8 protein-coding genes are annotated in these 10,694 nt (G+C 74.8%); 1 reads left to right on the forward strand and 7 read right to left on the reverse strand.

The annotated features are described in order from the left end of the window. The first annotated feature begins 8 nt into the window (after positions 1 to 8). A complete protein-coding gene (locus GTR02_RS03855; RefSeq protein ID WP_166606154.1) occupies positions 9 to 998 on the forward strand; it encodes an EamA family transporter in 990 nt (329 codons plus the stop codon). On the opposite strand, the gene GTR02_RS03860 is transcribed toward GTR02_RS03855, so the two are convergent. From GTR02_RS03860 to GTR02_RS03890, 7 genes are all read right to left on the reverse strand, one after another. Then, entirely contained in the window at positions 943 to 2,007 is a 1,065-nt protein-coding gene (locus GTR02_RS03860) for a 2-keto-3-deoxygluconate permease (RefSeq protein WP_166606155.1), read from the reverse strand. The two genes, GTR02_RS03855 and GTR02_RS03860, sit on opposite strands and share 56 nt — an antisense overlap. Further along, a complete protein-coding gene (locus GTR02_RS03865; RefSeq protein ID WP_166606156.1) occupies positions 2,004 to 3,344 on the reverse strand; it encodes an alpha-hydroxy acid oxidase in 1,341 nt (446 codons plus the stop codon). The genes GTR02_RS03860 and GTR02_RS03865 overlap by 4 nt, the downstream gene beginning before the upstream one ends. A 147-nt stretch (positions 3,345 to 3,491) precedes the next feature. Next, positions 3,492 to 4,343 carry an orotidine-5'-phosphate decarboxylase gene (pyrF, locus tag GTR02_RS03870; protein ID WP_338073558.1) on the reverse strand — a complete coding sequence of 284 codons (852 nt, stop codon included), beginning with the start codon at positions 4,341 to 4,343 and terminating at the stop codon, positions 3,492 to 3,494. Next, positions 4,340 to 7,645, reverse strand: coding sequence for a carbamoyl-phosphate synthase large subunit (carB, locus tag GTR02_RS03875; protein WP_166606158.1), 3,306 nt, complete (start codon positions 7,643 to 7,645; stop codon positions 4,340 to 4,342). Before carB ends, pyrF begins: the two co-directional genes overlap by 4 nt. Next, positions 7,645 to 8,853: a glutamine-hydrolyzing carbamoyl-phosphate synthase small subunit gene (gene carA / locus GTR02_RS03880; protein ID WP_166606159.1), complete on the reverse strand. Its 1,209-nt coding sequence runs from the start codon at positions 8,851 to 8,853 to the stop codon at positions 7,645 to 7,647. The genes carB and carA overlap by 1 nt, the downstream gene beginning before the upstream one ends. Further along, the gene (locus tag GTR02_RS03885; protein ID WP_166606160.1) at positions 8,850 to 9,365 is read right to left on the reverse strand and encodes a PH-like domain-containing protein; all 516 of its coding nucleotides are present in this window, start codon (positions 9,363 to 9,365) and stop codon (positions 8,850 to 8,852) included. The genes carA and GTR02_RS03885 overlap by 4 nt, the downstream gene beginning before the upstream one ends. Beyond that, positions 9,362 to 10,660 (reverse strand): dihydroorotase, encoded by a 1,299-nt coding sequence (locus tag GTR02_RS03890; RefSeq protein WP_166606161.1) that lies wholly within the window; start codon positions 10,658 to 10,660, stop codon positions 9,362 to 9,364. The genes GTR02_RS03885 and GTR02_RS03890 overlap by 4 nt, the downstream gene beginning before the upstream one ends. Positions 10,661 to 10,694 lie beyond the last annotated feature (34 nt).

Raw genomic sequence — 10,694 nt, forward strand, 5'->3', positions numbered from 1 at the left:
GTACGCGGGTGACTCGCCTCGGCCGCCCGTCCCCGTCCGGTGCTCCCCTGCGGGCCGCCGCCCTCGTCGTCGTGTGGAGCTCCGGCTTCATCGGCGCGGACCTGGGCGCCGGCACGGCCGGGCCCGACACCCTGCTGGCCTGGCGCGGCCTCGCCACGGCCGCGGTCCTGCTCCCCTGGGCGCTGCGGGCGGTCGGACGTCTCGACGGGCGGGAGTGGCTGCGCCAGGCCGTGCTCGCCCTGCTGTGCCAGTGCCTGTACCTGGGCGGCGTGTTCTCGGCCGCGGCCGCGGGTGTCCCGGCCGGGACCTCCGCCCTCGTCGCGGCCCTGCAACCCGCGCTGGTGGTGGTGTCCGCCGCCCTGCTGAGCGCGCGTCGGCTGGGCCGCGCGCACCTCGCCGGCCTGGTCCTCGGCACGGCGGGGGTCGCGGTCACCGCCGCCGGTGACCTGCGGGCGGGCACCGCACCCGCGGGGCTCCTCCTGCCCCTGCTGGCCATGCTGTCGCTGACCGCCGGGACCCTGCTGCAGCAGCGCTGGGCCACGCCGGGGCGGGTCCCTCCCCCGCTGCTGCAGACGCTGGCGGTGCAGGCGGTGTTCGCGGCCGTGTCCTTCACGGCCGTCGCGGGCGGCGCGGGGCACCTCGCGCCGCCCGCCGCGCCGGCCTTCTGGGCGGCCGTGGCCTGGGCCACCGCGGCCGGGATCGGCAGCTACGGCGCCTACTACCTGGTGACCGCGCGGGACGGGGCCGCCCGGGCCAGCACGCTGCTGTACCTGACCCCCGCCGTCACCGCGCTGTGGGCGGCCGCCGTCCTGGGGCAGCCGCTCGGCGTCCCGGCGGTCCTGGGCCTGGCCGTCAGCGCGTGCGCCGTCGTCCTGCTCCGCGACCCCCCGGGACGGGCCGCCGTCCCGCGGGAGCCGCGGCCCGCTCCCCGCACCCGCCGGCCTACTGCGGTCGCTCCCGGTCCGCGGCCGTCTCGCCGCCCGGCCCCGCGGCCGTGAGGTCCACCGCGGCCCGGGCCGCCACCGCCTCGGGGTCGTGCAGCTCACCGTTGCGCTTGAGGAACCACGAGGCCACGAGGGGCGCCGTGACCGCGGACACGAGCACGGCCGTGGCGACCTGCACGGTGGCGACCTCGACGAACGGCGCGAACCGCGGGTCGGCGGTGGCGACGATCGCCGGGGTGATGATGGAGTTCCCGGCCGTGGTGCCGGCGACGAACGCGAGCCCGCTGCGGGGGCCCCGGCGCAGGATGAACCGGTAGGCGAGGTAGGCGCACCCGCCGGTGAACGGCGTGACGAGGAGCCCGAGCACGATGCCCGTGGCGCCGCCCGTGAGGACCGCCGACAGGTCGATGCCCGTGCCGAGGCAGAACGCGAAGAACGGGATGACGATGCCCGGCACCGGGCGCATCACCTCGGTCCAGCGGTGGTCGACGTTCCCCGCGATGATGCCGAGGACGAGTGGCGCGATGGCCGCCGCGAACGTCCCGAGGGGGATCTCGCCGAACCCCGCGCTGCCGATGAACAGCAGGGTGAAGAACGGGCCGTCGTTGATGGCCGAGGCGATGTACGCGCCCCGGTCGCGCCGGTCGCCGTACTTCCCGGTGAAGGCGATCCAGATGCCGCCGTTGCTGTTGTCGAACGTGGCGAGCATCGCGAGGATCGAGATGCCCAGCAGCCCGTCGATCCCGACGACCTGGCCGAGCAGGACGACGATGGTCCCGGGCACGATCGTCTTGCCCAGCAGGACGGCGCCCGCGGTCCCGGCGACGGGGCCGATGCGCCGCGGGGTGAGTTCCATGCCGGTGGCGAAGATGACGAGCGCCATCATCGGCAGCGCCCCGTCCTTCAGCAGCGCGGTCGTGAAGCTGCCGGCCTCCAGCGGGCCGGGGGCGACGGTCCCCACGACCGCTCCCAGGAGCAGGGGGACCACCATGAGGCCCCCGGGGATCCGCTCGAGCGTGCCGTAGATGGGCGACCGCACGGCCGTCCGCTCCGGCGTGCTCACGCGCCGGCCTCCACGCGCGACGCCACCGCTGCGGTGAGGTCGAGCTCGGCGTCCTCGGGCTCGTCCCACTCCGCGGGGTAGCGCACGGCGCTGCGGTCCAGCTCCGCGAGCGACCGGCGCCCCAGCAGGATCAGGGTCTCCCGCACCTCCGTCGTGAGGAGTTCCGCGACCCGCAGCGCACCGCGCTCCCCGGCCGCGCTCAGCCCGTACACCCACGGCCGCCCGATCCCCACCGCGCTCGCGCCCATCGACAGGGCCTTCACGACGTCGCCGCCGTGGCGCACCCCGCTGTCGAAGATGACGTCCGCGCGGGACCCGACGGCCTCCGCGATGCGCGGCAGCACGCTGATGGTGCTCGGCTGGGAGTCCAGCTGGCGACCCCCGTGGTTGCTGACCCACACGGCGTCCGCCCCGACGCGCACGGCGTCCAGCGCGTCGGCCACCGACGTCACGCCCTTCACCACGAGGGGCCCGGACCAGCGCGACCGCAGCCAGGCCACGTCCTCCCAGCTCGCCTTGAGGTTGGCGAGCTCGGTGTTCACGTACTCCTGGTGGCTCATCGCGCTGGAACCCTCGGCGATGCCCACGAGGTTCCGGAACCCGATGGGCGGCCCGTCCAGCAACCCCAGGAACCAGGACGGGTGCCGCACGACCCCGGCCGCGTTCGCCGCGGTCACCTTGGGGGGGATCGACATCCCGTTGCGGTGGTCGCGCGAGCGCTTCCCGTTGACCGCGACGTCGATCGTCACGACCAGCGCCTCGCAGCCGACGGCCTCCGCCCGGTCCACCAGCTGGGTGATGACGTCCTTGGAGCGCCACATGTAGAGCTGGAACCACAGCGGCCCGCTCGCCTGCGCCGCGATCTCCTCGATCGACCAGCTCGCCGCCGTGGAGATGGTGAACGGCAACCCCGCCCGGCCCGCCGCCCGCACCGCGCTGAGCTCGCCGTCACCGCCCGCGATCCGCAGCAACCCCGTCGGCGCCAGCACCATCGGTGACGCCAGCGGCCGCCCGAACAGCGTCGTGCCCAGGTCCTGCGTCGACACGTCGCGCAGCGAACGCGCCCGGAACGTCACCGCGGCCAGGTCGCGCACGTTCGCGCGCAGCGTGTTCTCGGCGTCCGCGCCCCCGTCGACGTAGTCGAAGGCCATCTTCGGCAACCGCCGGCGCGCCAGCTCCCGGATGTCCTCGACCGACGGGGCCGACGCCAGCCGGTCGGTCGACAAACCCCCCGCCACGAGCATCCGCGCCATCTCGCCCAGGGCCTCGACCCGCCGCCGCGCGGTGGCGGCCGCGGCGGGCCGGGCGGAGGAGGAGGACGGATCAGGAAGGCTCATGTCTGCGGGTTCCCCCTCGGCGGTGACCGGACCCGCGTCGGCGCAGGCCCGTGACGCCCACACCCTCCGCGCGGTCATCGGACGTGTCAAGGCGAGGCGTTCCGCGACGCGGGCGGTCCCCGCCCTCTCCGGGCCGCGAGCCCGGGGTCAGCCGGCGAGGGCGGAGCGGACCTGCTCCGCGCTGCGGCGGGCCGCGTCGCGCAGCGCCCGGACGTCGGGCCCGGCCGCCAGGACCTCGCGGGAACTGGTCGCCAGGACCAGCCGGCGGGCGTCGCCGAACACCGTGCGGAGGTCCTCCGCGGTGGCCCCCTGGGCGCCGATCCCGGGCGCGAGCAGCGGCCCGTTCACGGCCGCCAGGTCGAGGCCGAGGGCCGCGGCGGCGGGGCCCGTGGTCGCGCCGACCACGAGGCCGACGTCGCCCAGCGGGTCGGCACCGGAGTTCTCGGCCGCGACGTCCTCGGTGAGCGCGCGCGCCACCGAGCGGCCGTCCGGGCCCACGGCGTGCTGCACGGCGGCGCCCTCGGGGTTCGACGTCAGGGCGAGGACGAACACCCCGCGGCCGTGGGCGGCGGCCACGTCCAGGAGCGGGCGCAGCGACCCGAACCCCAGGAACGGCGAGACCGTCACGGCGTCACCCGCCAGCGGGGACTGCCCGGCGTAGGCGTCGGCGTACGCGGCCATCGTCGAGCCGATGTCGCCGCGCTTGGCGTCGACGACGGTGAGCAGCCCCGCCGCCCGCGCGTCGGCCAGCACCCGCTCCAGGGCCGCGACCCCGCGCGAGCCGTGCCGCTCGAAGAACGCCGCCTGCGGCTTCACGGCCGCGACGTGCCCGGCCAGGGCCTCGACCACCGTGCGGCCGAACCGCTCCACGCCGGTCGCGTCGTCGGCCAGGCCCCACGCCGCGAGCAGCGCGGCGTGCGGGTCGATCCCGGCGCACAGCGGGCCGTGCTCGCTGCTCGCCGCGGCCAGCCGGGCGCCGAACCGCGGCGCACCGCTCACTCCCGCCACCCCTCCCACGCGGCCGCGAGCGTCGCGGCGTGCTCCTGCAGCGGGGCCACCGAGGTGCCCTGCCCCGCCCGCAGCGCCTCGATCGCCTGCACCGCAGCGGCGAGCTGCTGGACGGTCGTGAGGATCGGGGCCCCGACCGCGGTCGAGGCCGCGCGGATCTCGTAGCCGTCGGCCCGGGCCTGGTGGCCCGACGGGGTGTTCACGACGATGGCGACCTCGCCGGCCGAGATCTTCTCGACGATGGTCTGCTCGCCCCCCTCCCCCGTGCCCTCCGAGTGCTTGCGCACGACGGTGCTGGTGATGCCGTTGCGGCGCAGCACGTCCGCGGTCCCCTGGGTGGCGAGCAGCTCGAACCCCAGGTCGGACAGGCGCTTGATCGGGAAGATCATGGCGCGCTTGTCGCGGTCGGCCACGGAGATGAACGCCGTGCCCGTCGTGGGGAGCCCGCCGTAGGCCGCGGCCTGCGCCTTGCCGAAGGCCGTGGGGAAGTCGACGTCGATGCCCATCACCTCACCCGTGGACCGCATCTCGGGCCCCAGCAGGCTGTCCACGACCTGCCCCTCGGCCGTGCGGAACCGGGCGAACGGGAGCACGGCCTCCTTGACCGACACGGGCGACTCGGGCGGCAGGAGGCCGCCGTCGCCGCGCGAGGGCAGCAGCCCCTCGCGGCGCAGCTCCGCGATCGACGACCCGGCCATCACGCGGGCGGCGGCCTTCGCCAGCGCCACCCCGGTGGCCTTGGCCACGAACGGCACCGTGCGGCTCGCGCGGGGGTTGGCCTCCAGGACGTAGAGGATGTCGGCGGCCAGCGCGAACTGGACGTTCAGCAGGCCGCGCACGCCGACGCCGCGCGCGATGGCCTCGGTCGAGGCGCGCACGCGCTCCAGCTCCCCGCGGCCCAGCGTGGCGGGCGGGATGACGCACGCCGAGTCGCCGGAGTGGATGCCGGCCTCCTCGATGTGCTCCATGATCCCGCCGAGGTACATCTCCTCGCCGTCGAACAGCGCGTCGACGTCGATCTCGATCGCGTCGTCGAGGAACCGGTCGACGAGCACCGGGCGCTCGGGCGAGACCTCGGTGGCCGTCGCCATGTACTGCTCGAGGGAGTGCTCGTCGTAGACGATCTGCATGCCGCGCCCGCCCAGGACGTAGGACGGCCGCACGAGCACGGGGTAGCCGATGCCCGCCGCGATCGCGCGCGCCTCGCCGAACGAGGACGCGGTCCCGTGCTTGGGCGACGTCAGCCCCGCCTCCTCCAGCACGCGGCCGAAGGCGCCGCGCTCCTCCGCGAGGTCGATGGCCGCGGGCGACGTCCCGATGATGGGGACCCCCGCCTCGGCGAGCTTCGCCGCGAGCCCCAGCGGCGTCTGCCCGCCGAGCTGCACGATGACGCCCGCGACCGGGCCGCAGCGGGTCTCGGCGTGCACGACCTCCAGGACGTCCTCGAGCGTGAGCGGCTCGAAGTACAGCCGGTCGGAGGTGTCGTAGTCCGTCGACACCGTCTCCGGGTTGCAGTTGACCATGACGGTCTCGTAGCCGGCGTCGCGCAGCGCGAAGGACGCGTGCACGCACGAGTAGTCGAACTCGACGCCCTGGCCGATGCGGTTGGGCCCCGAGCCCAGGATGACGATGGCGGCCTTCTCGCGCGGCCGGGTCTCGTCCTCCTCGTCGTAGCTGGAGTAGTGGTACGGCGTCGACGCCGCGAACTCCGCCGCGCACGTGTCGACGGTCTTGTAGACCGGGCGGATGCCCAGCGCGTGCCGCACCCCGCGCACGACGTCCTCCGGCAGGTGCCGCAGCTCACCGAGCTGGGCGTCGGAGAAGCCGTGCCGCTTGGCGTGCCGGAGCAGCTCGGGGGTCAGCTCCGGGGCCTCGCGCACCGCCCGCGCGACCTCGTCGAGCAGGAACAGCTGGTCGAGGAACCAGGGGTCGATGCGCGTGGACGCGAACAGCTGCTCGGGCGTCCCGCCCGCCCGGATCGCCTGCATGACCAGGCCGATGCGCTCGTCGGTCGGCTGCGCGGCGCGGCGCAGGAGGTCGTCGAGGTCCCCGACGGGGCCGGCCCACGTGAAGGGGGCGCCGCGCTTCTCGGTGCTGCGCAACGCCTTCTGCAGGGCTTCGGTGAAGTTGCGGCCCATGGCCATCGCCTCGCCGACGCTCTTCATGGTGGTGGTCAGCGTCGGGTCCGCGGCCGGGAACTTCTCGAAGGCGAACCGCGGGACCTTGACGACCACGTAGTCCAGCGTGGGCTCGAAGCTCGCCGGCGTCGACCGCGTGATGTCGTTGGGGATCTCGTCGAGGGTGTAGCCGACGGCGAGGCGGGCGGCGATCTTCGCGATCGGGAAACCCGTGGCCTTCGACGCCAGGGCCGAGGAGCGCGAGACGCGCGGGTTCATCTCGATGACGATGATGCGGCCGTCCTCGGGGTTCACCGCGAACTGGATGTTGCAGCCGCCGGTGTCGACGCCCACCTCGCGGATGACGGCGATGCCGATGTCGCGCATCCGCTGGTACTCGCGGTCCGTCAGCGTCATGGCGGGGGCGACGGTGATCGAGTCGCCCGTGTGGACGCCCATGGGGTCGAAGTTCTCGATCGAGCAGACGACGACGACGTTGTCCGCGCGGTCGCGCATGAGCTCGAGCTCGTACTCCTTCCACCCCATGATCGACTCCTCGAGGAGGACCTCGGTCACGGGCGAGTGGTGCAGGCCCTGCCCGGCGATGCGGCGCAGGTCGGCCTCGTCGTAGGCGAAGCCGGAGCCCAGGCCGCCCATGGTGAAGCTGGGGCGCACGACGACGGGGTAGCCGAGGTCCTCCGCGCCCGCCAGCACCTCCGCCATGGAGTGGCACAGGTGGCTGCGGGCGCTCTCGGCGCCGCAGCGCTCGACGACGCCCTTGAAGAGCTGGCGGTCCTCGCCGAGCTGGATCGCCTGCACGTCGGCGCCGATGAGCTCGACGCCGTACTTCTCCAGGACCCCGCTGTCGTGCAGCGAGATCGCGGCGTTCAGCGCGGTCTGCCCGCCCAGGGTCGCGAGGACGGCGTCGGGCCGCTCGCGGGCGATGATCGCCTCCACCGCGGCGGGCGTGATCGGCTCCACGTAGGTGGCGTCCGCCATCTCCGGGTCCGTCATGATCGTCGCGGGGTTGGAATTCACGAGGATGACGCGCAGGCCCTCGGCCCGCAGCACCCGGCACGCCTGCGTCCCCGAGTAGTCGAACTCCGCGGCCTGGCCGATGACGATCGGGCCGGAGCCGATCACGAGGACCGAGGAGATGTCGGTGCGGCGGGGCATCAGAAGCCTTCCTTGGTGTTGCCGACGGAACCACCGGTGACCGCTCGCCCAGGGGGCTGCACCCGGGCGGTCATGAGGTCCACGAAGCGGTCGAACAGGTAGGCCGCGTCGTGCGGGCCGGCCGCGGCCTCGGGGTGGTACTGCACGGAGAACGCCGGGACGTCGAGGCAGCGCAGCCCCTCCACGACGCCGTCGTTGAGGCCGACGTGGCTGACCTCCGCCCGGCCGTAGGGCGTGTCGCGGACCTCGCCCGCGACCGCGTCGACGGCGAAGCCGTGGTTGTGGCTCGTGACCTCGACCTTGCGGGTGGTCAGGTCCATGACGGGCTGGTTGATCCCGCGGTGGCCGTACTTCAGCTTGTAGGTGCCGTAGCCCAGCGCGCGGCCCAGCAGCTGGTTGCCGTAGCAGATGCCGAAGAACGGGACCCGGCGCTCCAGGACACCCTGCAGCACCCCGATCTCGTGGCCGGCGGCCGCGGGGTCGCCGGGGCCGTTGGAGAAGAACACCCCGTCGGGGACACCTCCGTCGGCCCCCGCGCTGAGGACCTCCTCGAGGGTCGCCGTGGCGGGCAGGACCGTGACCTCGACGCCCCGCTCGGCGAGGCGCTGCGGGGTCATCGACTTGATGCCCAGGTCGAGGGCCGCGACGGAGTACCTCCGCTCCCCCACGGCCGGGACCGTGTAGCGCCCGGTCGTCGTGACCTGGCCCGCGAGGTCGGCGCCCACCATCGCGAGGCCGTCGAGCACCCGGGCCAGCAGCTCCTCGGCGGAGCGCGCGGCGGCGGCGCCGGAGAACACCCCGGCCCGCATCGACCCGCGCTCGCGCAGGTGCCGCGTGAGGGCCCGGGTGTCCACGCCGGAGATGCCGACGACGCCCTGGGCCGCGAGCTCGTCGGCGAGGGTGCGGCGCGAGCGCCAGCTCGACGGCACCCGCGCGGGGTCGCGCACGACGTAGCCGGCGACCCAGATCCGCTGCGACTCCTGGTCCTCGTCGTTGTAGCCGGTGTTCCCCACGTGCGGCGCCGTCATGACCACGACCTGCCGGTGGTAGCTCGGGTCGGTGAGCGTCTCCTGGTAGCCCGTCATGCCCGTGGAGAACACGGCCTCCCCGACGGTCTCGCCGACGGCGCCGTACGCGTCGCCCCGGAACGTCCGGCCGTCCTCCAGGACCAGCACCGCCGGCACCGGCAGCCCCTGTGCGCCGCTCACTTCTCCTCCTCGGTCCGGCTCCTGCGCGCGGTGCGCACGAGCTCCTCCACCTGCCGCGCGAACCGGTCGCCGTCCGCGCTCCGGCGCGGCTTGACGCCCGTGTCGACGACCCGGTCACCCAGCTTCCAGCGCAGGACGACGATGCCGTCGCTGCGGCCCACCCACTTCCCGACCATCCCCGGCCCGTGGCCCACGCCGACGATGTCGGCCGCGGGCACCACGAAGGACCGCGCCCCCTGGCGCAGGAACCCGACGCCGCCGTCGACGAACCCGAGCCGCACCGCGCTGCGCGTCCCGAGGCCGTGGGCGGCGATCCGGTCGAGCGTGTTCTCGGCGTCGGTGGTGGAGATGTAGATCCCCTCCAGCGCACCGGTCATGGCCTTCCAGTCGCCCGCCCCGCCCGGTCGCGGCAGCGCGCGCTGCTCGTTGGCGCGGCCCCGGTAGCCGGAGAACATCATCCGCCACAGGACGAGCAGCGCCATGACGAGCAGGACGACGGCGATCCATCTCACGGGGTGCTCCTGACGAGGTGGGAGTCCAGCACGGTCGGGCGACCGCGCAGGACGGTGGCGACCACGCGACCCGGCAGGTCCGTGCCGCGGAACGGGGAGTTCCGGCCGCTGGTGGCCATGAGCGCCGGGTCGACCGTCCAGCGGGCGGCGGCGTCGAGGAGCACGAGGTTCGCGGTGCTGCCGACGCTCAGGGGTTCGCCCTGGCCGGCGAGCCGGCCGATGCGGGCGGGGGCGGTGGACATCCGGTCGGCCACCTGCTCCCACGTGAGGAGCCCGGTGTCGACCATGGCGTGCTGCACGACCGACAGGGCCGTCTCCAGCCCCGTCATGCCCATGGCGGCCGCGGCCCACTCGCAGTCCTTGGCCTCCACCGGGTGCGGCGCGTGGTCGGTGGCGACGACGTCGATCGTGCCGTCGGCCAGCCCCTCGCGCAGCGCCTCGACGTCGGCCTGGGTCCGCAGGGGCGGGTTCACCTTGTAGACGGGGTCGTAGCTGCGAGCCAGCTCGTCGGTCAGCAGCAGGTGGTGCGGGGTGACCTCGGCCGTGACCTGGACCCCGCGCTGCTTGGCCCAGCGCAGGATCTCCACCGACCCCCGCGTCGAGACGTGGCAGACGTGCAGCCGCGAGCCGACGTGGTCGGCCAGCAGCACGTCGCGCGCGATGACGGCCTCCTCCGCGACGCTCGGCCACCCCCGCAGCCCGAGCACGGCGGAGACCGTGCCCTCGTTCATCTGCGCGTCCTCGGTCAGGCGGGGCTCCTGCGCGTGCTGGGCGACGACGCCGTCGAAGGCCTTGACGTACTCCAGGGCGCGGCGCATGAGGACGGCGTCGGAGACGCAGTGGCCGTCGTCGGAGAACACCCGCACCCCGGCCGCGGAGTCCGCCATCGCCCCGAGCTCGGCGAGCTGGCGCCCGGCGAGCCCCACGGTGACGGCGCCGACGGGGCGCACCTCGGCCCACCCGGCCTCGTCGCCCAGGCGCTTGACCTGCTCGACGACGCCCGCGGTGTCCGCGACGGGGAAGGTGTTGGCCATCGCGAACACGGCCGTGTAGCCGCCGCGCGCCGCGGCCTGCGTGCCGGTCTCGACCGTCTCGGCGTCCTCGCGGCCGGGTTCGCGCAGGTGCGTGTGCAGGTCGACCAGGCCGGGCAGGGCCACGAGCCCCGTCGCGTCCAGGACGCTCGCGCCGTCGGCGGCCAGGCCCGGCCCCACCGCGGCGATGCGGCCGTCGGTGAGCAGCAGGTCGGTCGGCGCACCGCCCAGGACCCGGGCGCCGGTGACGAGGACGGAACTCACGAGGGGCCTCCGGGGGTGGCGGGCGGGCTGGTCG

The sequence above is a fragment of the Kineococcus siccus genome, assembly GCF_009906795.1.
Taxonomy (GTDB): domain Bacteria; phylum Actinomycetota; class Actinomycetes; order Actinomycetales; family Kineococcaceae; genus Kineococcus; species Kineococcus siccus.

What these genes read in the sequence shown, in the direction of transcription:
- GTR02_RS03865 (WP_166606156.1), bottom strand. Translation starts at nt 3,344, where the DNA reads ATGAGCCTTCCTGATCCGTCCTCCTCCTCCGCCCGGCCCGCCGCGGCC.
- carB (WP_166606158.1), bottom strand. Translation starts at nt 7,645, where the DNA reads ATGCCCCGCCGCACCGACATCTCCTCGGTCCTCGTGATCGGCTCCGGC.